Origin of the sequence: Pseudomonas sp. YQ_5 (assembly GCF_043103305.1) — a bacterium.
In the GTDB taxonomy this organism is placed as follows: domain Bacteria; phylum Pseudomonadota; class Gammaproteobacteria; order Pseudomonadales; family Pseudomonadaceae; genus Aquipseudomonas; species Aquipseudomonas putida_Y.
Genome location: NZ_JBICJS010000029.1, coordinates 25,529 through 46,190 on the forward strand (window position 1 = coordinate 25,529; position 20,662 = coordinate 46,190).

General features: G+C 63.0%; 19 protein-coding genes. 15 read left to right on the top strand and 4 right to left on the bottom strand.

Features of this window, described 5'->3' with window-relative positions; all coding sequences use genetic code 11:
- Positions 1 to 73: 73 nt before the first annotated feature.
- From ACF8EA_RS05315 to gap, 3 genes are all read right to left on the bottom strand, one after another.
- On the bottom strand, positions 74 to 1,036 hold the full coding sequence (locus tag ACF8EA_RS05315) for a FecR family protein (RefSeq protein ID WP_392521234.1): 963 nt from the start codon (positions 1,034 to 1,036) through the stop codon (positions 74 to 76).
- A gap of 89 nt (positions 1,037 to 1,125) precedes the next feature.
- Entirely contained in the window at positions 1,126 to 1,638 is a 513-nt protein-coding gene (locus tag ACF8EA_RS05320) for an RNA polymerase sigma factor (RefSeq protein ID WP_003255059.1), read from the bottom strand.
- Between the two features lie 383 nt (positions 1,639 to 2,021).
- A complete protein-coding gene (gene gap / locus ACF8EA_RS05325; protein ID WP_019750573.1) occupies positions 2,022 to 3,023 on the bottom strand; it encodes a type I glyceraldehyde-3-phosphate dehydrogenase in 1,002 nt (333 codons plus the stop codon).
- Between gap and ACF8EA_RS05330 the strand changes: the two genes are divergently transcribed.
- The 12 genes from ACF8EA_RS05330 to ACF8EA_RS05385 all read left to right on the top strand — a co-directional run bounded on the left by ACF8EA_RS05330 (position 3,022) and on the right by ACF8EA_RS05385 (position 16,573).
- Entirely contained in the window at positions 3,022 to 3,216 is a 195-nt protein-coding gene (locus ACF8EA_RS05330; protein WP_392521235.1) for a hypothetical protein, read from the top strand. The two genes, gap and ACF8EA_RS05330, sit on opposite strands and share 2 nt — an antisense overlap.
- A 71-nt stretch (positions 3,217 to 3,287) precedes the next feature.
- On the top strand, positions 3,288 to 5,114 hold the full coding sequence (gene edd, locus ACF8EA_RS05335) for a phosphogluconate dehydratase (RefSeq protein WP_103443545.1): 1,827 nt from the start codon (positions 3,288 to 3,290) through the stop codon (positions 5,112 to 5,114).
- Entirely contained in the window at positions 5,111 to 6,070 is a 960-nt protein-coding gene (locus tag ACF8EA_RS05340; protein WP_021781902.1) for a glucokinase, read from the top strand. The genes edd and ACF8EA_RS05340 overlap by 4 nt, the downstream gene beginning before the upstream one ends.
- A gap of 78 nt (positions 6,071 to 6,148) precedes the next feature.
- Positions 6,149 to 6,874, top strand: coding sequence for a two-component system response regulator GltR (gene gltR / locus ACF8EA_RS05345; protein WP_392521236.1), 726 nt, complete (start codon positions 6,149 to 6,151; stop codon positions 6,872 to 6,874).
- Complete coding sequence (locus ACF8EA_RS05350; protein ID WP_392521237.1) at positions 6,855 to 8,309, top strand: ATP-binding protein; 1,455 nt, start codon at positions 6,855 to 6,857, stop codon at positions 8,307 to 8,309. Before gltR ends, ACF8EA_RS05350 begins: the two co-directional genes overlap by 20 nt.
- Positions 8,310 to 8,537: 228 nt before the next feature.
- A complete protein-coding gene (locus ACF8EA_RS05355) occupies positions 8,538 to 9,788 on the top strand; it encodes an AGE family epimerase/isomerase (RefSeq protein ID WP_392521238.1) in 1,251 nt (416 codons plus the stop codon).
- A gap of 104 nt (positions 9,789 to 9,892) precedes the next feature.
- Complete coding sequence (locus ACF8EA_RS05360) at positions 9,893 to 11,179, top strand: ABC transporter substrate-binding protein (protein WP_392471394.1); 1,287 nt, start codon at positions 9,893 to 9,895, stop codon at positions 11,177 to 11,179.
- A 133-nt stretch (positions 11,180 to 11,312) separates the two neighbouring features.
- Positions 11,313 to 12,221: a carbohydrate ABC transporter permease gene (locus tag ACF8EA_RS05365; RefSeq protein WP_021781907.1), complete on the top strand. Its 909-nt coding sequence runs from the start codon at positions 11,313 to 11,315 to the stop codon at positions 12,219 to 12,221.
- Positions 12,214 to 13,059 (top strand): carbohydrate ABC transporter permease, encoded by an 846-nt coding sequence (locus ACF8EA_RS05370; protein WP_021781908.1) that lies wholly within the window; start codon positions 12,214 to 12,216, stop codon positions 13,057 to 13,059. Before ACF8EA_RS05365 ends, ACF8EA_RS05370 begins: the two co-directional genes overlap by 8 nt.
- A gap of 3 nt (positions 13,060 to 13,062) precedes the next feature.
- Positions 13,063 to 14,217 carry an ABC transporter ATP-binding protein gene (locus tag ACF8EA_RS05375; protein WP_103463203.1) on the top strand — a complete coding sequence of 385 codons (1,155 nt, stop codon included), beginning with the start codon at positions 13,063 to 13,065 and terminating at the stop codon, positions 14,215 to 14,217.
- 40 nt (positions 14,218 to 14,257) lie between these two features.
- A complete protein-coding gene (locus ACF8EA_RS05380) occupies positions 14,258 to 15,601 on the top strand; it encodes a carbohydrate porin (RefSeq protein ID WP_021781910.1) in 1,344 nt (447 codons plus the stop codon).
- A gap of 117 nt (positions 15,602 to 15,718) precedes the next feature.
- Positions 15,719 to 16,573 (top strand): D-hexose-6-phosphate mutarotase, encoded by an 855-nt coding sequence (locus ACF8EA_RS05385; protein ID WP_103463202.1) that lies wholly within the window; start codon positions 15,719 to 15,721, stop codon positions 16,571 to 16,573.
- Here ACF8EA_RS05385 and hexR read toward each other — a convergent pair.
- Positions 16,566 to 17,429 (bottom strand): DNA-binding transcriptional regulator HexR, encoded by an 864-nt coding sequence (hexR, locus tag ACF8EA_RS05390; protein ID WP_169774905.1) that lies wholly within the window; start codon positions 17,427 to 17,429, stop codon positions 16,566 to 16,568. The genes ACF8EA_RS05385 and hexR overlap by 8 nt on opposite strands.
- 211 nt (positions 17,430 to 17,640) lie before the next feature.
- Between hexR and zwf the strand changes: the two genes are divergently transcribed.
- The 3 genes from zwf to ACF8EA_RS05405 are packed head-to-tail and all read left to right on the top strand — an operon-like array spanning position 17,641 to position 20,508.
- Positions 17,641 to 19,110: a glucose-6-phosphate dehydrogenase gene (gene zwf / locus ACF8EA_RS05395; RefSeq protein ID WP_392521239.1), complete on the top strand. Its 1,470-nt coding sequence runs from the start codon at positions 17,641 to 17,643 to the stop codon at positions 19,108 to 19,110.
- Positions 19,097 to 19,810, top strand: coding sequence for a 6-phosphogluconolactonase (gene pgl, locus ACF8EA_RS05400; protein ID WP_392521240.1), 714 nt, complete (start codon positions 19,097 to 19,099; stop codon positions 19,808 to 19,810). The genes zwf and pgl overlap by 14 nt, the downstream gene beginning before the upstream one ends.
- Before the next feature lie 17 nt (positions 19,811 to 19,827).
- A complete protein-coding gene (locus tag ACF8EA_RS05405; protein WP_003255037.1) occupies positions 19,828 to 20,508 on the top strand; it encodes a bifunctional 4-hydroxy-2-oxoglutarate aldolase/2-dehydro-3-deoxy-phosphogluconate aldolase in 681 nt (226 codons plus the stop codon).
- Positions 20,509 to 20,662: the final 154 nt, after the last annotated feature.

Consider the following 20,662-nt stretch of genomic DNA (forward strand, 5'->3'; position numbering starts at 1 on the left):
TCAAACAAGAATCAGTTGCATTGGCTATAACGAGACGGGCGGCCGAGTGCGATCGCGTAAAAATAATTCAGGGTCAGTTCAGGATGACCAGCGCCGGGTACTCATGCAGCTGTGCCGAGGTGATGTGGGCCAGTGCGCGCAGGGTTTCCAGCGGCTGGTCGAGGCGGTAGTTACCGGTGACGGCAACATTCTCCAGCTGTGTATTGCGGTTGATGATCCAGCCCGGGTAGTACCGCTGCACTTCGGCCAGCACCTGGCTCAACGGGCAGTTCTCGAACACCAGGCGGCCGTCGATCCAGGCCAGGTCCTTATGCATGTCTGGGCGCTGGCGTTGGCCAAAGCCCCGGGGGCCGATGCTGATGCTGTCGCCGGCACTCAGGCGGATGCGCTGGTCGCGCCCACCCTGCAGGTCGACAGCGCCGCGTTGCACCCGCACCTGGGCTTCGCCGTCAAGGTAACGCACGGCAAAGTCGGTGTCGCGCACCTGTGCGCGCAAAGGCCCGGCTTTCACTTCCAGCGGCAGCTGCGCGCTGTCGGGAACCTGAAAATAAGCCTCGCCCTGCAGCAGGCGGGCGACCTGGCGGCCGTCCTGGCGTTCACTGGCAAATGCCGAATTGGTATTGAGCAGCACTTTTGCACCGTCTTCCAGTTGCAGGCGCTGGCGCTCGCCGACCACAGTCAGGTGGTCGGCCTGCAGGCGCATGGGCAGGTTACCGACGGTGAACAGCCCAACCAGCAGCAGCGCTGCGGTGGCCAGGGGTTTCCAGTGGCTGCGCAGGCGCCCGCGCCATGAGCGGCGTTGCTGCTGGTGCATCTGTGTGGCCACTTGATGCAACGGGGTACCGTTCCACAGTGCCTCGGCCTCGACATAGGCCTCGGCGTTTTCTGGCGCAGCGCTCAGCCAGGCTTCAAAGGCCTGGGTGTCTGCGGCATCTGCGCATTGCAGGCGCACCAGCCAGTCCAGCGCCTCGTCCATGGCACGAGCTCGGGCGCTAAGCCGGGCAGGTGACGGGCGAGGGGCAGGGCGGTCGGTCACGGTGAATCCTTGAATGGTTTTTTTGCGAATGATCAAGGCTAAGGCGGGGTGTGGCAAGGGCTTTGCGTTGCCGTTCGCCTGGGGTCAGCTTACTTGAGTCGTTCGGCAACACCCATGCAGATTGCCATGATCAGTTTCAGTTCCTTTTGTACCGTGCTGGGCGAAACACTCAGTTGTTCGGCGATTTCCAGATAGGTGGCGCCATGCAGGCGGCTAAGGATGAAAATGCGCTGTTGGCGTTCGCTCAGTTGATTGAGGCTGACGCTGAGGTGCTTGAGCAACTGCTCGGCGTGGGCGGCATCCTCGCTGCTGGTGGCGGGCGCGGCCACACTGTGCAGCACTTCGTCGGGCACGTCGTCGACCAGCATGCGTGCCTGCACCCGGCGTGCGCGCAGGTGGTCCAGCGCCAGGTTGCGCGCGGTCTGAAACACGAACGGCTCGATGTGCTCGATGGGCCGCTCGCCCAGCGCGCGGGACACCCGCAGGTAGGTTTCCTGCAGCAGGTCTTCGGCCGTGCTGGGGTTACCGACCATGCGCTGCAGGGTACGCAGCAGGGTTAAGCGCTGAACGAGGAAGACGGAGTTGAACCGGGACTGACTCACGGGGGGACCTGGCCGACGAAAGGTTAATGATAATGCTTATCATCCATGCGGCAGGTCAAGTGTGGAATTATCAGGAAAAGGTAAAGATTGTGAGTCTGCGGGCGCTTGGCGGTGGATTTTCTGTGTATTTGAAATCGAGCGCCGCCCGCGCGGCGCATCGCGAGCAAGCTCGCTCCTACATTTGTTTCGGGCCAATTATGCCTGTGGGATTTGCGCGCGAACGCCCTGGCGTATGGCTCGATATCGCGTCGTACAAACAAGGCGGTCGCGCGCGAGTGGCACAGGATGGACTGGCCCGAAACAAATGTAGGAGCGAGCGCAGCTCGCGATGCGCCGCGCGGGCGGCGCTCGATTTCATAGGCGCCGAAAATGCCTTGTCATGCTCAGCCAGCCCGGTGCAGCGCCAAACAGTTATCCAGCATCCGGTTGCTGAACCCCCATTCGTTGTCATACCAGGCCAGCACCTTGAGCATCCGCCCGTTGGCGCGGGTATGGTTGGCATCGAAGATCGACGACAGCGGGTTGTGGTTGAAATCGCAGGAAACCAATGGCAGGGCGTTATAGCCCAATACCTTGGAATGCTTGCTGGCCTCGAGGAACAACTGGTTGACCTGCTCCGCCGTAGCTTCGCGCTTGAGGTTGACAGTGAGGTCTACCAGCGACACGTTGATGACGGGCACCCGCACCGCCATGCCGGTCAGCTTGCCGGCCAGTTCCGGCAGCACCAGGCCCACGGCCTCGGCGGCACCGGTCTTGCTCGGGATCATCGACTGGGTCGCTGAACGCGCGCGGTACGGGTCGCTGTGGTACACGTCAGTCAGCACCTGGTCGTTGGTGTAGGCGTGGATGGTGGTCATCAGGCCTTGCTCGATGCCGAACTCCCGGTGCAGCACCTGGGCGATCGGCGCCAGGCAGTTGGTGGTGCAGGAGGCATTGGAAATGACCTGGTGCGAGGCGCGCAGGATGTCGTGGTTGACCCCGTATACCACGGTGGCATCGGCACCCTTGGCCGGTGCCGAGACAATCACCTTGCCCGCCCCGGCGGCCAGGTGCGCAGCAGCCTTGGCCCGGTCGGTGAACAGCCCGGTGCATTCGAACACCACGTCGATCGCCTCGGCCTTCCAGGGCAGTTCGGCCGGATTGCGGATGGCACTGACCGCGATACGGTCACCGTTGACCGTCAGGCTTTCGTGGTCGGCCTCGACGGTTGCGTCAAAGATGCCGTGGACACTGTCGTACTTGAGCAGGTGGGCATTCATGGCGCTGTCGCCCAGGTCGTTGATGGCGACGACCTGCAGGTCCTGGCGATAGCCTTGGGTATACAGTGCGCGCAGGACATTGCGCCCGATTCGGCCGAATCCATTGATGGCGATACGAAGGGTCATGGCAGTACCTCTGGCAGTTCGAGTGAAACCTGTGGCACAAAGGAGCTTCACTGAAACGGTTTTGTTGTTGGAATTACAAGATTATTCACTGGCTGATAGAAAACAAGCCTTTTTAGTGGCAGTATTTTGTTTAAATATACAACGAGTGGTTGGGCGACGTGCCTCCACCGATGCAGCGGGCTCCTACCCATGAGCCTAGGCCGCAATCGTTTGGAGGGGAAATGCCCGGTAAACCGCCCTTACAATTAGCCTGGAGTCCAGTACATGCATCCGCGCATCCTTGAGGTCACCCAGCGGCTGGTCGAACGCAGCCGAGCCACCCGCGAACGCTACCTGCAGCTGATTCGTGGCGCGGCCAGTGACGGCCCCATGCGTGCCAGCCTGCAGTGCGCCAACTTCGCCCACGGCGTGGCCGGTTGCGGCAGCGAAGACAAGCAGACTCTGCGCCTGATGAACGCGGCCAACGTGGCCATCGTCTCGGCCTACAACGACATGTTGTCTGCCCACCAGCCGTACCTGCATTTCCCCGAGCAGATCAAGCAGGCCTTGCGCGAGGTCGGTTCGGTCGGCCAGTTTGCCGGTGGCGTGCCGGCCATGTGCGACGGTGTGACCCAGGGCGAGCCGGGCATGGAGTTGGCTATCGCCAGCCGTGAAGTGATCGCGATGTCCACGGCGGTAGCGCTGTCGCACAACATGTTCGACGCAGCACTGATGCTGGGCATCTGCGACAAGATCGTCCCCGGCCTGATGATGGGCGCGCTGCGCTTCGGCCACCTGCCGACCATCTTCGTCCCGGGCGGACCGATGGTTTCCGGCATCTCCAACAAGCAGAAGGCCGATGTGCGCCAGCGCTATGCCGAAGGCAAGGCCAGCCGCGAAGAGCTGCTGGAGTCCGAGATGAATTCCTACCACAGCCCCGGCACCTGCACCTTCTATGGCACCGCCAACACCAACCAGTTGGTGATGGAAGTGATGGGGCTGCACCTGCCGGGCGCCTCGTTCGTCAACCCGTACACGCCGCTGCGCGACGCACTCACCGCCGAGGCCGCGCAGCAGGTGACGCGCATGACCAAGGCCAGCGGCAGCTTCATGCCGCTGGGCGAAATCGTCGACGAGAAGGCGCTGGTCAACTCCATCGTCGCGCTGCACGCTACCGGCGGCTCGACCAACCACACCCTGCACATCCCGGCGATTGCCCAGGCTGCGGGTATCCAGCTGACCTGGCAGGACATGGCCGACCTCTCCGAAGTGGTGCCGACCCTGTCGCACGTGTACCCCAACGGCAAGGCCGACATCAACCACTTCCAGGCTGCCGGCGGCATGGCCTTCCTGATTCGTGAACTGCTCGACGCCGGCCTGCTGCACGAAGATGTCAACACCGTAGCCGGCCATGGGCTGCGCCGCTACACCCAGGAACCCTTCCTCGACGATGGCAAGCTGGTGTGGCGCGAAGGGCCGCAACAGAGCCTGGACGAAAGCATCCTGCGCCCGGTGTCGCGGCCATTCTCGGCCGAAGGCGGCCTGCGGGTGATGGAAGGCAACCTGGGTCGTGGCGTGATGAAAGTGTCTGCCGTCGCCCCTGAGCACCAGGTGGTCGAGGCCCCCGCACGGGTGTTCCAGGACCAGCAATCGCTGGCCGACGCGTTCAAGGCCGGCGAGCTGGAGCGTGACTTTGTCGCGGTGGTGCGCTTCCAGGGCCCGCGTTGCAATGGCATGCCGGAACTGCACAAGCTCACCCCGTTCCTCGGTGTGTTGCAGGACCGTGGCTACAAAGTTGCGCTGGTTACCGACGGGCGCATGTCCGGTGCCTCGGGCAAGATCCCCGCGGCCATCCACGTTTGCCCGGAGGCTTACGACGGCGGCCCGCTGGCGCGGGTGCGCGATGGTGATATCGTGCGAGTCGACGGTGTCGAAGGCACGTTGCGGATCATGGTGTCGGCAGAAGAACTGGCCAGCCGTGAGCTGCCGCCGGCGCCCCAGGGCAACGACCTGGGGTGTGGGCGCGAGCTGTTCGGCTTCATGCGCATGGCGTTCAGCCCGGCAGAGCAGGGCGCCAGTGCCTTTACCTCGGCCCTGGAGCACCTCAAATGAAGCACCTGCTGGTTGGTGATATTGGCGGCACCAATGCCCGTTTTGCGTTGTGGCGTGACAACCAGTTGCATGAGGTAAAAATTTTCGCCACCGCGGACTACACCAACCCCGAGCAGGCCATCGAGGCCTATCTGGAAAGCCAGGGTATCGCCCGTGGCGGCCTGGCGGCGGTGTGCCTGGCGGTGGCCGGCCCGGTCGATGGCGATGAATTCCGCTTCACCAACAACCACTGGCGCCTGAGCCGCACGGCATTTTGCAAGACCTTGCAGGTCGAGCGACTGTTGCTGATCAATGATTTCACCGCGATGGCGCTGGGCATGACCCGTCTGCGCGAAGGGGAGTTCCGCGAGGTGTGCCCCGGCCAGGCCGACCCCTCGAGGCCGGCACTGGTGATCGGCCCAGGTACTGGCCTGGGGGTGGGCTCGTTGCTGCGTCTGGGCGAACAGCACTGGAAGGCCCTGCCGGGTGAAGGCGGGCATGTTGACCTGCCGGTAGGCAATGCTCGCGAAGCGGCAATCCACCAGCAGATCCACAGTCAGATCGGCCATGTCAGCGCCGAGGCCGTGCTCAGTGGTGGTGGCCTGGTGCGGCTGTACCAGGCGATCTGTGCGCTGGACGGCGACACGCCCAGGCACAAGACCCCGGCGCATATCACCGATGCCGCACTGGGCGGTGAGCCGCGGGCGCTGGCGGTGGTTGAGCAGTTCTGCCGTTTCCTTGGGCGAGTGGCGGGTAACAATGTGCTGACGCTGGGTGCACGAGGCGGGGTCTATATTGTTGGCGGTGTGATTCCGCGCTTTGCCGAGCTGTTCTTGCGTAGCGGGTTTGCCGCGAGTTTTGCCGACAAGGGGTGTATGAGTGGCTATTTTGCCGGGGTGCCGGTGTGGCTGGTGACGGCGGAGTTTTCCGGGTTGGAGGGGGCCGGTGTAGCGTTGCAGCAGGCGTTGGATCACTGATGGGGCCACTTGGCGGCCCCGATGGCAATACCCGACAGCAGGCAAAAAGACCTGCAATCAACAAGAGGAAGGACCACCTTGAGCACTGCCGGCAAATCGATCCTGATGGTCGACGACGACCAGGAAATCCGTGAACTGCTGCAAACCTACCTGAGCCGCTCCGGCTTCCAGGTGCATGCCGAGGCTGACGGCAAGGGCTTTCGCCGTGCGCTGGAAACCACGCCCTGCGACCTGGTCATTCTTGACGTCATGTTGCCCGACGAAGACGGCTTCAGCTTGTGCCGCTGGGTACGCCAGCACCCACGCCAGGCGCGCGTACCTATCATCATGCTCACCGCCAGCTCCGACGAGGCTGACCGGGTCATTGGCCTGGAACTGGGCGCTGACGATTATCTGGGCAAGCCGTTCAGCCCCCGTGAACTGCAAGCGCGAATCAAGGCCCTGCTGCGCCGCGCTGAATTCGGCCATGCCGCACCGGGCAGTGCGGTGCTGGCCTTCGACGACTGGCGCCTGGACACGGTCAGCCACCGCCTGTTCCACCGTGATGGAGAGGAGGTGATCCTCTCCGGCGCCGACTTTGCCCTGCTCAAACTGTTCCTCGATCACCCGCAGCAAATCCTCGACCGCGACACCATCGGCAACGCCACCCGTGGCCGCGAACCGATGCCGCTGGACCGTATCGTCGACATGGCGGTCAGCCGTCTGCGCCAGCGCCTGCGCGATACCGACAAACCTCCCCGGCTGATCCGCACCGTGCGAGGCAGTGGTTACTTGTTGGCGGCGCATGTCTGCTGTGCACCCTGAGCGGCGCTGGCGCCTGCTGCCGCGCTCCTTGCTGGGGCGCATGCTGCTGCTGACCTTGCTGGTTGTCCTGCTGGCCCAGGGGTTGTCCAGCATTATCTGGGTATCTCAGCTGCGCGCCAGCCAGCTTCAGGGGCTGCGTGCCAGCGCCAGCAGCCTGGCCCATTCCATGAGTGCCAGCGTCAGTTACTTCCGCTCGCTGCCGGTGGCCTACCGGCCGCTGGTGCTCGACCAATTGCGCAGCATGGGCGGCACGCGTTTCTTCGTGTCGCTTAACGCCACGCCGCTGGACATGCAGGCACTGCCCATCACCCCTCGCAAGCAGGCGGTGATCGATGTGTTCCAGCAGGTGCTGCACGAGCGCCTGGGTTCACAGATGGAAATTTTCGTAGCGTTCGTCGCCCCCGACGACCTGCGTATCTTCAACAGTGGCCTGAAGCTCGACGAGCTACCGCGCTCCTGGGCGCATTACTCGTTGACCCTGGAACCACTCAACCCGCCGGTGCTGGTAACGCAGATCCGTCTGGGTGAGGGGGAGTGGTTGTATATCGCCTCGTTGCTGCCTGAACCCTATACCAGCCTGGAGGCCGAACGCCTGCCTCGGCAGCAGATCGGTTTCATCGTGCTCACCACAACCTTGCTGCTGCTGTTCATCGGCCTGCTGGTGCACTGGCAAAGTTGGCCGCTCAAACGGCTGGCGCGGGCTGCGCGGGAAATGTCGTTGGGCGCCGATGTGGCGCCGTTGGCTGAAGCGGGCGGCAGTGAAGTGGTCGAGGTTAGTCGGGCGTTCAACAGCATGCGTGAGCGAATAAGCCGCTACCTGACCGAACGCAGCCAGTTGTTCAGCGCCATTTCCCACGACCTGCGCACGCCAATCACCCGCTTGCGCCTGCGTGTCGAACTGCTGGAGGACGAGCGCCTGCAGGCCAAGTTCAGCCAGGACCTGGACGAGCTGGAGTTGCTGGTCAAAGGCGCCTTGCAGTGCGTAAAGGACACCGACATCCACGAAAACATCGAGCCGGTCGACCTCAACCAGGTGCTGGAGATTCTGGCCGAGCCTTACCTGGGCGATGGTCGCATCACCGTCGAGGGCCAGGCGCTGGCGCCTTACCCGGGCAAGCCGCTGGCATTGCGTCGTTGCATCGGCAACCTGATCGACAACGCCATCAAGTACGGCGAACGGGCGCGGCTGCGCATCATCGACGGGGCAGAAGGCTTTGTGCTGCAGGTGGATGACCAGGGGCCCGGGGTGCCGCAGCAGCAGCTGGAACAGGTGTTCGAGCCGCATTTCCGTCTGGCCGGGCAGCAGCAGGGGTATGGGCTGGGGTTGGGCATTGCGCGCAACATCGCCCATAGCCATGGGGGCGAGGTGAGCTTGCTGAACCTGCGCGAGGGCGGGCTGCGGGTGACTCTGTATCTGCCACGGGGTATGGATTGATTTTTTGGGGGGCCTGTGTGGGCCTCTTCGCGGGCAAGCCCGCTCCCACAGGTACAGCGTAAACTTGGAAGGCTGTGTGGTCTTTGTGGGAGCGGGCGCGCCCGCGAAGAGGCCAATACAGGCAGGCGAAATGTCACTGACCGGTGACAATCCCGCCGTCCTTCGTGACATCCGCCATGACCCCGCTGGCTAGAATTCGCAAATGACTGGCAAGGATCAAGCTGGCCCATGACCTCCCTCAACCTGTCCGCTGACAGCTGGCTCAATGCCCCGGCCCACAATGCCTGGCGCTTGGCCGAAGCACAGCGCCTGCTGGCCTTTGCCAAGGCCGCGAAACTACCCGACGGTTTCGGCAATCTGGATGCCAACGGGCAACTCGCTCCTGGTGCCCGTGCCGAAACCATGAACACCGCCCGCATGACCCATTGCTTCGCCTTGGCCCATCTGCAGGGCATCCCTGGCAGCCTGGCCTATGCCGAGCACGGTGTGGCAGCACTGCGCGGAGCCATGCAGGATGCCGACCACGGCGGCTGGTTCGCTCACCCCGACGGCCACGTCGATAGCGGCAAGGCGGCCTACCTGCATGCCTTCGTCGCCCTGGCTGCCAGCTCGGCGGTTGTGGCGGGCGCTGTCGACGCTGGCACGCTGTTGGCAGACGCAATCCAGGTGATCGAAGCGCATTTCTGGAGCGAAGAAGAAGGTGCCCTGCGGGAAGCCTTCTCCCGCGCCTGGCAGCTCCCCGAGCCGTACCGGGGCGCCAACAGCAACATGCACGCGACCGAGGCCTTTCTGGCCTTGGCAGATGCCACCGGCAACGGCCTGTGGCTGCAACGCGCCCTGCGAATCGCCGAACGCATCATCCATGGCCATGCTACCGCCAACGGTTATCGGGTGATCGAACATTTCGATGCCCATTGGCAACCGCTGCCGGATTACAACCTCGAACACCCCGCCGACCCCTTCCGGCCTTATGGCACTACACCCGGGCATGCCCTGGAGTGGGCGCGGTTGCTGTTGCACCTGGAAGCCAGCCTTGAACGGGCCGGCTTGTACGCCCCGCAATGGCTGCCGGACAGTGCCCGCGCATTGTTCGACACCGCCTGCCAGCAGGCCTGGAACATCGATGGCGAACCGGGTTTCGTCTATACGCTGGACTGGGCTGATCGCCCGGTGGTGCATGCACGACTGCACTGGGTGCACGCCGAGGCCTGCGCCGCTGCGGCAGCCCTGTTGCAACGCACCGGCGAGACGCATTACGAACAGTGGTACCGCTGCTGCTGGGGCTTTATCGCCAATCATTTCATCGACCCCATCGGCGGCAGCTGGCACCACGAACTCGATGCACACAACCAGCCGGCCGGCACCCTCTGGCCGGGCAAGCCCGACCTCTATCACGCCTACCAGGTGCTGCTGTTGCCAGGCTTGCCCCTGGCACCCAGCCTGGCCAGCAACCTGGGCGGCAATGTAACCAAACGATGACATTCACGCATCGCTTCGTTACCTGACGAGGCAAGCGCGCTGTTTAGACTTCATGCAACGCAAGCGATCGACTTGCACGGCATAACAACAAGAAAGGTGCCTCGATGAATTCCACGCTCCGTTTCGCTGCCGCAATTTCCTTTGCCTCCTTGATCCCCCTGGGTGCCCAGGCTGCTGACGCCAAAGGCAGCGTCGAAGTGGTGCACTGGTGGACCTCCGGTGGTGAAAAAGCCGCGGTCGATGTGCTCAAGGCCCAGGTCGAAAAAGATGGCTTCATCTGGAAGGACGGCGCCGTTGCCGGCGGCGGCGGTGCCACGGCCATGACCGTGCTCAAGAGCCGCGCGGTGGCCGGCAACCCGCCTGGCGTCGCGCAAATCAAGGGCCCGGACATCCAGGACTGGGCGGCCACCGGCCTGCTGGACGCCGATGTGCTCAAGGATGTGGCCAAGGAAGAAAAGTGGGACTCCCTGCTGGACAAGAAAGTCGCTGACACCGTGAAGTACGACGGTGATTATGTTGCCGTGCCGGTGAATATCCACCGTATCAACTGGCTGTGGATCAACCCCGAAGTATTCAAGAAGGCCGGCATCGACAAGGCGCCCACCACCCTCGACGAATTCTACGCCGCCGCTGACAAGCTCAAGGCGGCTGGCTTCATCCCGCTGGCCCATGGTGGCCAACCCTGGCAGGACAGCACCGTGTTCGAAAGCGTGGTGTTGTCGGTAATGGGCGTCGACGGCTACAAGAAGGCCTTGGTCGACCTCGACAACACCGCCCTGACCGGCCCGGACATGGTCAAGGCGCTGACCGAGCTGAAGAAGGTCGCCACCTACATGGACCCGGACGGCAAGGGCCAGGACTGGAACCTGGAAGCCGCCAAGGTCATCAACGGCAAGGCCGGCATGCAGATCATGGGCGACTGGGCCAAGAGCGAATGGACCCTGGCGAAGAAAACCGCCGGCAAGGATTACCAGTGCGTGCCATTCCCCGGCACCGACAAGGCGTTCCTGTACAACATCGACTCGCTGGTGGTGTTCAAGCAGAACAACGCTGGCACCTCTGCTGGCCAGCAGGATATCGCCCGCAAGGTGCTGGGTGAGGACTTCCAGAAGGTCTTCAGCATCAACAAGGGCTCGATCCCGGTACGCAACGACATGCTTGCCGACATGGGCAAGTATGGTTTCGATGCCTGTGCTCAAACCTCCGCCAAGGACTTCCTGGCCGACGCCAAAACGGGCGGCCTGCAACCGAGCATGGCGCACAACATGGCCACCACGCTGGCCGTGCAGGGCGCGTTCTTCGATGTGGTGACCAACTACATCAACGACCCCAAGGCCGACCCGGCCGATGCGGCGAAGAAGCTGGCGGCGGCTATCAAGGCTGCCCGGTAACGGCTGTTCGCGGGCACGCCCGCTCCCACATGGGCCCTGCTCACCACAGTTCCTGGTCATGACGCCGGACCTGTGGGGGCGGGCTTGCCCGCGAAGCGGTGCGCAGCACCGCCACTACCTCGGGATTCAATACATGAGCACTACCACCGCCCAACTGCGGGCCTCACCCCTGGACGCGCTTCAGCGCTGGCTGCCCAAGCTGGTGCTGGCACCCAGCATGTTCATCGTCCTGGTGGGCTTCTACGGCTACATCCTCTGGACCTTCGTGCTGTCCTTCACCACCTCGACCTTTCTGCCCACCTACAAGTGGGCGGGCCTTGCGCAATACGCCCGTCTGTTCGACAACGACCGCTGGTGGGTGGCAAGCAAGAACCTGCTTCTGTTCGGCGGCCTGTTCATTGCCATCAGCCTGGCCATCGGTGTGTTGCTGGCGGTGCTGCTGGACCAGCGCATCCGCCGTGAGGGCTTCATTCGCACCATTTACCTGTACCCCATGGCGTTGTCGATGATCGTCACCGGCACCGCGTGGAAATGGCTGCTCAACCCCGGCATGGGCCTGGACAAGCTGTTGCGTGACTGGGGCTGGGAGGGTTTTCGCCTGGACTGGCTGATCGACCCTGACCGGGTCGTGTACTGCCTGGTGATCGCCGCCGTGTGGCAGGCCTCGGGCTTTATCATGGCGATGTTCCTCGCCGGCCTGCGCGGCGTTGACCAATCGATCATCCGCGCCGCACAGATCGACGGTGCCAGCTTGCCGCGCATCTACTGGACTGTAGTGCTGCCCAGCCTGCGCCCAGTGTTCTTCAGCGCGCTGATGATCCTTTCGCACATTGCCATCAAGAGCTTCGACCTGGTGGCGGCAATGACGGCCGGCGGCCCGGGTTACTCGTCCGACCTGCCTGCAATGTTCATGTATTCGTTCACCTTCAGCCGCGGCCAGATGGGCATAGGCTCGGCCAGCGCCATCCTCATGCTCGGGGCGATCCTGGCGATCCTCGTGCCTTACCTGTACTCGGAGCTGCGGAGCAAACGCCATGCATAGTCCTGTCGACAAGCCGGTGCTCAGCTTCAGCCGTATGGCCATCCATACCGTGTTGCTGATCGCCGTGCTGCTGTATCTGGTGCCGCTGGTGGTGATGCTGCTGACCAGCTTCAAGACCCCCGAAGACATCAGCACCGGCAACCTGCTGAGCTGGCCTGCGGTGATTACCGGCATAGGCTGGGCCAAGGCCTGGGCAGCGGTCAGCGGTTACTTCTGGAACTCGATCATGATCACCGTGCCAGCGGTGCTGATCTCCACCGCTATTGGTGCACTGAACGGCTATGTGCTGTCGATGTGGCGCTTTCGGGGTTCGCAACTGTTCTTCGGCCTGCTGCTGTTCGGCTGCTTCCTGCCGTTCCAGACCGTGCTGCTGCCGGCCTCGTTCACCCTCGGCAAGCTTGGCCTGGCCAGCACCACCAGCGGCCTGGTGCTGGTGCATGTGGTCTACGGCCTGGCCTTCACCACGCTGTTCTTCCGCAACTTCTACGTGAGCATCCCCGACGCGCTGGTCAAAGCCGCACGGTTGGACGGTGCCGGGTTCTTCACCATCTTCCGCCGCATCATTCTGCCGATGTCCACGCCGATCATCATGGTCTGCCTGATCTGGCAGTTCACCCAGATCTGGAACGACTTCCTGTTCGGCGTGGTGTTCTCCAGCGGCGATTCGCAACCGATCACCGTAGCCCTGAACAATCTGGTCAATACCAGCACCGGGGCCAAGGAATACAACGTCGACATGGCGGCAGCGATGATCGCTGGCCTGCCAACCCTGCTGGTCTACGTGGTGGCAGGCAAATATTTCGTGCGCGGGCTGACGGCCGGCGCGGTCAAGGGGTAAGCCATGGCAACGCTCGAACTTCGCAATGTGAACAAAACCTACGGCAGCGGCCTGCCGGACACCCTCAAGGACATTCAGCTGTCGATCAAGGATGGCGAGTTCCTGATCCTGGTGGGGCCGTCGGGCTGCGGCAAGTCGACCTTGATGAACTGTATCGCCGGCCTGGAGCAGATTACCGGCGGCGCCATACTCATCGACGAGCAGGACGTCAGTGGCATGAGCCCCAAGGACCGCGATATCGCCATGGTGTTCCAGTCCTATGCGCTGTACCCCACCATGAGCGTGCGTGAGAACATCGAGTTCGGCCTGAAGATCCGCAAGCTGCCCCAGGCCGCCATCGACGAGGAAGTGGCGCGGGTGGCCAAGTTGCTGCAGATCGAACACTTGCTGGCGCGCAAGCCGGCGCAGCTGTCCGGTGGCCAACAGCAGCGCGTGGCCATGGGCCGGGCGCTGGCGCGGCGACCCAAGATCTACCTGTTCGATGAACCCCTGTCCAACCTCGACGCCAAGCTGCGGGTCGAAATGCGCACCGAAATGAAGTTGATGCACCAGCGCCTGAAGACCACCACGGTGTACGTCACCCATGACCAGATCGAGGCCATGACCCTGGGCGACAAGGTGGCGGTGATGAAGGACGGCATCATCCAGCAGTTCGGCACCCCGCAGCAGATCTACAACGACCCGGCCAACCAGTTCGTAGCCAGCTTCATCGGTTCGCCGCCGATGAACTTCATTCCGGTGCGTCTGGCCAGGCACGATGGCCGCTTGCTGGCGCTGCTCGACAGCGGCCAGGCGCGCTGCGAGCTGCCTTTGGGGCTGGCTGCTGACGAGCTGGAGGGGCGCGAGATCATCCTCGGCATCCGCCCTGAGCAGATCGCCCTGGGCGCTGCTGACGGTAATGGTTTGCCGGGTATCCGCGCCGAGGTGCAGGTCACAGAGCCCACCGGGCCGGACCTGCTGGTGTTCGTCACGCTCAACCAGACAAAAGTGTGCTGCCGCCTTGCACCGGATGTGGTGTGCCGGGTGGGTGACACCCTCAACCTGCAATTCGACCCGGCCCGGGTGCTGCTGTTCGACGCCGACAATGGCGAGCGCCTGCACCTGGCCAGCACTGGCGCAACTGCAAAGGACAACGTGGCTCACTTCAAAGGCCGTTGACTCGTCTACACCATCAATAAGAAAAAGAGGACGCAAAGGGATGGAACAGCGCAAACGCATCAAGACACTGGGATCGTTGGCCTTGCTTGCACTTGTAGGCAGCAGCGGTACCCAGGCTGCCGAGGCTTTTTCCAGCGAATCAAAATGGATGACCGGCGATTGGGGCGGCACCCGGACCGAGCTGCTGGACAAGGGCTATGACTTCACCCTCGACTATGTGGGCGAGGTGGCTGGCAACCTGCATGGCGGCTACAACGACGACAAGACCGCACGCTACAGCGACCAGTTCGCCCTCGGCGCGCATCTGGACTTGCAGAAGATACTGGGCTGGCATGATGCCGAGTTCAAGCTGGCAATCACCGAGCGAAGCGGTCGCAACCTGTCCAACGACCGCATCAGCGACCCGCGCGCCGGGCAGTTCAGCTCGGTGCAGGAGGTGTGGGGCCGTGGCCAGACCTGGCGCCTGACCCAGATGTGGATCAAGCAGAAGTACTTCGACGGCGCACTGGACGTGAAATTTGGCCGCTTTGGCGAAGGCGAGGACTTCAACAGCTTCCCTTGTGACTTCCAGAACCTGGCTTTCTGCGGCTCGCAGGTGGGCAACTGGGTGGGCGGCATCTGGTACAACTGGCCGGTCAGCCAGTGGGCGCTGCGGGTGAAGTACAACATCACGCCGGAGTTCTTCGTACAGGTCGGGGCCTTCGAGCAGAACCCTTCCAACCTGGAAACCGGCAACGGCTTCAAGCTCAGCGGCAGTGGCACCAAGGGTGCGATCTTGCCGGTGGAAGCGGTGTGGTCGCCCAAGGTCAATGGCCTGCCGGGCGAGTACCGCCTGGGTTACTACTACAGCACGGCCAAGGCTGACGATGTGTTCGACGACGTCAACGGCAACCCGCAGGCGCTGACAGGTGAAGCCTTCAAGTCGCACTCCAGCAAGCACGGGTGGTGGGTGGTGGCGCAACAGCAGGTCACCGCCCACGGCGGCGACGTCAACCGTGGCCTCAGCCTGTTCGCCAACTTTACCGTGCACGACAAGGCCACCAACGTGGTCGATAACTACCAGCAGGTGGGGTTGGTCTACAAAGGTGCTTTCGACGCTCGGCCCAAAGATGACATCGGCTTCGGCGTGGCGCGAATTCATGTGAATGACGACGTGAAGAAGCGCGCCGAGTTGCTCAACGGCCAGAGCGGCATCAACGATTACGACAACCCTGGTTTCGTGCCGCTGCAGCGCACCGAGTACAACGCAGAGCTCTACTACGGCTTCCACGTTACCAACTGGCTGACCGTGCGGCCTAACCTGCAGTACATCAAGAGCCCTGGCGGGGTGGACGAGGTAGATAACGCGCTGGTCGCTGGCTTGAAGATTCAGTCGTCATTCTGAGGGCACTTGTTGTAAATTTACGCCAATCCATTATCGGTTCCTGGCACCCACTGGTCTGCAGTGGGTGTCGGGGATAGGCCGAGACAGCGCTATCTCGAACAACAAGAGCTCTGAACCATGCCCGAACATCCGCTCCATCGCTTCTTTTCCTCGCAGCGGCCACGGCCGACATTCGAATGGGAGCGTTACCAGCAGCGCGATGTCCTGATCATCGACCACCCCCGTTGCCAGGCGGTGTTCAGCCGCCAGGGCGCGCAGTTGCTGCACTTTCAACCGGCGGGTGAACGGCCGTGGCTGTGGTGCGCCGAACAGTGGCCGCAGGTGGGGGCGATCCGCGGTGGTGTACCGGTGTGCTGGCCCTGGTATGGCTGCCATCCCAGCGAAGACCTGTGGCCGGACCACGGCTGGGCGCGGCTGCTGGACTGGAAACTGGTGGACAGCCGTGAGGACGAGGAGGGCGTGACCCTGAAATGGCGGCTGGACCTGTGCGACTGGCAGGTCGACTTGCACGCCCGGCTAGGTAGCCGTATGGAACTGAGCCTGAGCACCGAACATCAGGACAGCGAACCCTGCCAGCTGAGCCATGCGCTGCTGGCGTACTGGCGCATCAGTGATGTGTCCGAGATAGCGCTGTCCGGTCTGGAAGACATTGAAGGCTACGACCGCCTCAACCGCCAGGCTTGCCGTGAAGATGGCGCGCTGAAGCTCAAGGGCGGCTGCCAGAAGGTCTACCCCGGTACGCCACGGGTGCAATTGCAGGACCCGGCCTGGCAGCGCGAGCTGTGCATCGACACCGGTGACAGCGACGACACCGTGGTCTGGCACCCTGGCAATCGCCCGCTGATGGGGGTGACTGGCCGCGAGTCGCAGCGTTTTGTCTGCGTCGAGGCGACCAGCGGCAGTGGCGAAGGCCTGAGCCTGGCGCCTGGGCAGCGTGCGCACCTGCGTTTGCAGGCGCACCGGCTCAATTGAGTTCGTCGTCCTCGATCGGGTAGCGGCTGGCGTTGAGGCTTTCCTTGATCTTGCGCAGGTGGGGCTGGAAGTCCACGCCGCGGCGCAGGGTCATGCCGGTGGCCAGCACATCGAGCACGGTCAGCTGGATGATCCGCGAGGTCATCGGCATGTAGATGTCGGTATCTTCCGGCAGCGGGATGTGCAGGCTCAGGCTGCAGGCATTGGCCAGTGGCGAGCCTGCGGCGGTCAGGCCCAGCACCGAAGCGCCGTTTTCACGTGCCAGGCGTGCCACTTCGACCAGTTCGCGGGTGCGTCCGGTGTAGGAAATGATCACGAACAGATCGCCGGTGTGGGCGACCGAGGCCAGCATGCGTTGCATCAGCACATCGGCGTGGGCCGACACGGCCAGGTTGAAGCGGAAGAACTTGTGCTGCGCATCCAGGGCCACTGGAGCCGAGGCTCCAAGGCCGAAGAAGTGGATCTGCCGGGCCTGGATCATCATGTCCACGGCGCGGCTGACCTGCTGCGGGTCCAGTTGCTGGCAGGCGCTGTCAAGCGAGGCGATGGCGCTGGCGAAGATCTTCTGGGTGTAGGCGGCCGGGTCATCGTCGGCCTCCACCGCGCGGCTGACATAGGCGGCACCACTGGCCAGGCTCTGCGCCAGTTGCAGCTTGAGTTCGGGGTAGCCGCTGACGCCGAACGAGCGGCAGAAGCGGTTGACGGTCGGTTCGCTGACCTTGGCCGCCTGGGCCAGCGCAGCGATGCTGAAACGGGTGGCTTGTTGCGGGTTGAGCAGGATGACTTCGGCGACTTTGCGTTCGGCCTTGTTCAGCTCGTCGAGGCGGCCCTGGATCTGTTCCAGGAGGTTTCGCACGCGGTCCATGGGTGTGTCCTTGGGTCGGGAAGACAGCCGGCTGTGGGAGCAGCAGGCTTTTTGCACGGTCGTCTATCGTACTGTCGGTGCGGTTGGCGTACCACTTGTCTGTAACACTTGTGTGTAATGTTGTGGTTTTTACTACATTATCCCTTGAAAACCGTGTGTGAAAGCGGTATTCCTAGACCAACTTTAGGAAAGAACCAACATCATGGCTGCAATCAGTGTCGAACCTTGCACCTTTGCCCTGTTTGGCGCCCTCGGCGACCTGGCACTGCGCAAGCTGTTTCCTGCGCTCTACCAGCTCGACCGGGCCAACCTGTTGCACCCGGACACCCGCCTGCTGGCCCTGGCTCGCGAGGCCGGCAGTGCGCAGGAGCACCTGGACAGTATCGAAGCCCACCTGCGCCGGCACGTGCCCGAGACAGACATCGAGCCTGCTGCGCTGGGGCGCTTCCTCGCCCGCCTGAGTTACCAGCACCTGGACTTCCTTCAGCCCGAGGGTTACCAGGCCCTTGCCGAGCAACTGCCTGGCGAGCTGCCGCTGATCGCCTACTTCGCCACGGCGGCGGCGGTGTATGGGGCCATCTGCGAAAACCTCGACAAGGTCGGGCTGGCTGCGCGCACCCGGGTAGTGCTCGAGAAACCTATTGGCCACGACCTGGAGTCGTCGCGCCGGGTCAACGATGCCGTGGCGCGGTTCTTCCCTGAAAGCCGGGTCTATCGCATCGACCACTACCTGGGCAAAGAGACGGTGCAGAACCTGATTGCCCTGCGTTTCGCCAATAGCCTGTTCGAAACCCAGTGGAACCAGAATTCCATCTCCCATGTGGAGATTACCGTGGCGGAAAAGGTCGGTATCGAGGGCCGTTGGGGCTATTTCGACAAGGCCGGCCAGCTACGCGACATGATCCAGAACCACCTGCTGCAGTTGCTGTGCCTGATCGCCATGGACCCGCCCAGCGAACTGTCCGCCGATGCCATCCGTGACGAGAAGGTGAAAGTGCTGAAGGCCCTCGCACCGATCACCGGCGACGGCCTGAGCACCAGTGTGGTGCGCGGCCAGTACATTGCTGGCTACAGCGAAGGCAAGCCGGTGCCTGGTTACCTGGAAGAAGACAACGCCAACGCCCAGAGCGACACCGAAACCTTCGTCGCCCTGCGCGCCGACATCCGTAACTGGCGCTGGTCGGGCGTGCCGTTCTACCTGCGAACCGGCAAGCGTATGCCGCAAAAACTGTCGCAGATCGTCATTCACTTCAAGGAAACGCCGCACTACATCTTCGCCCCGGAACAGCGTTTGCAGATCGGTAACAAGCTGATCATCCGCCTGCAACCGGACGAAGGCATTTCTTTACGGGTGATGACCAAGGAGCAGGGCCTGGACAAAGGCATGCAACTGCGCAGTGGCCCATTGCAGCTGAATTTTTCCGATGCCTGGCGCAGTGCAAGAATTCCGGATGCCTACGAGCGGCTGTTGCTCGAAGTGATGCGCGGCAACCAGAACCTGTTCGTGCGCAAGGACGAAATCGAGTATGCCTGGAAGTGGTGCGACCAGTTGATCGCCGGCTGGCGTAATGCGGGCGACGCGCCCAAGCCGTACGCTGCGGGCTCCTGGGGGCCAATGAGCTCGATTGCACTGATCACACGCGATGGGAGGGCGTGGTATGGGGATATCTGAACTGAAGCTGCCAGCGGCCGTGAAGGCTCATGAACTGGCGGATGCCAAGGCACTGTCCGTGTCCTTGGCTCATGATGTGGCTGAGCGCCTGCGCGCAGCGATTGCCGCCAAGGGGCAGGCCTGCTTGGTGTTGTCTGGCGGACGCAGCCCGGTGCCGTTCCTGGAGAAGCTGGCCAGCGAGAATCTGGACTGGGCCAAAGTCATCGTCAGCCTGGCTGATGAGCGCTGGGTGCCGGTAGAGCACGTCGACAGCAATGCCGGCCTGCTGGCCCGTCACCTGTTGAAGGGCGCAGCCGCCAAGGCCCGTTTCGTTGGCCTGTATCAGCAGGCGGAGAACCTCGATGCAGCTGCGCTCAAAGCTGACCAGGCCTTGGCTGAGCTACCGCCGATCGACGTGCTGGTGCTGGGCATGGGCGACGATGGCCATACCGCCTCGCTGTTCCCCGCCAGTCCCAACCTTGAAGCAGGCCTGGACCCGGCCGGCCCACGCCGCTGCCTGCCGTTGCTGGCGCCGAGCGTGCCGCACCAGCGCCTGTCGATGACCCGTTCGCTGCTGGCCAGTGCTGCCTTCATCGCGCTGTCTGTGCAAGGCCAGAGCAAACTCGCTACCCTGCGCGCCGCGCTGGCGGGCAACGACCTTACTGAAATGCCGATTCGCGCTTTTCTTCACGACCCCCTGGACATCTACTGGTGCCCATGAGCCAAGGATCCACAGTCATGACCACCCTTGAACGCCCGCAGCCCAAGCTCTCGATGGCTGATAAAGCCGCGCGGATCGACGCCATTTGCAAAAAGGCGCGCATCCTGCCGGTAATCACCATTGCTCGTGAGGAAGACATCCTGCCGCTGGCTGACGCCCTGGCCGCCGGCGGCATCCGTACCCTGGAAGTGACCCTGCGCTCACAGCATGGCCTCAAGGCCATTCAGGTGCTGCGTGAGCAGCGCCCGGAGCTGTGTGTCGGCGCTGGTACCGTGCTCGACCGCAGCATGTTCGCAGCGGTTGAGGCTGCGGGCGCGCAGTTCGTCGTTACCCCAGGCATTACCCAGGACATTCTCGAGGCGGGGGTGGACAGTGAAATCCCGCTGTTGCCGGGCATCAGTACGCCGTCTGAAATCATGATGGGCTATGCCCTGGGCTACCGCCGGTTCAAGTTGTTCCCGGCGGAGATCAGCGGCGGCGTAGCAGCGATCAAGGCCTTTGGTGGCCCATTCGGCGATATTCGTTTTTGTCCCACTGGCGGTGTAAACCCGGCCAACGTGCGCAACTACATGGCACTGCCAAACGTGATGTGCGTGGGGGGGACCTGGATGCTCGACAGCAGCTGGATCAAGAACGGTGACTGGGCGCGGATCGAAGCGTGCAGTGCCGAGGCGATGGCACTGCTGGACGCCAACTGAATCAGTTGTGTGCTTTACGGCTTATGGGGCGCTTGGTCGGCGCCCCTTTTTTTGCCTGGAGTATTTGCACTGGTTGTGCTGGCCTTTTCGCGGGTAAACCGATCTCCTACGCACTGATCTGCGGTGGACATACACCGGGGGGTGGGCACAGGCC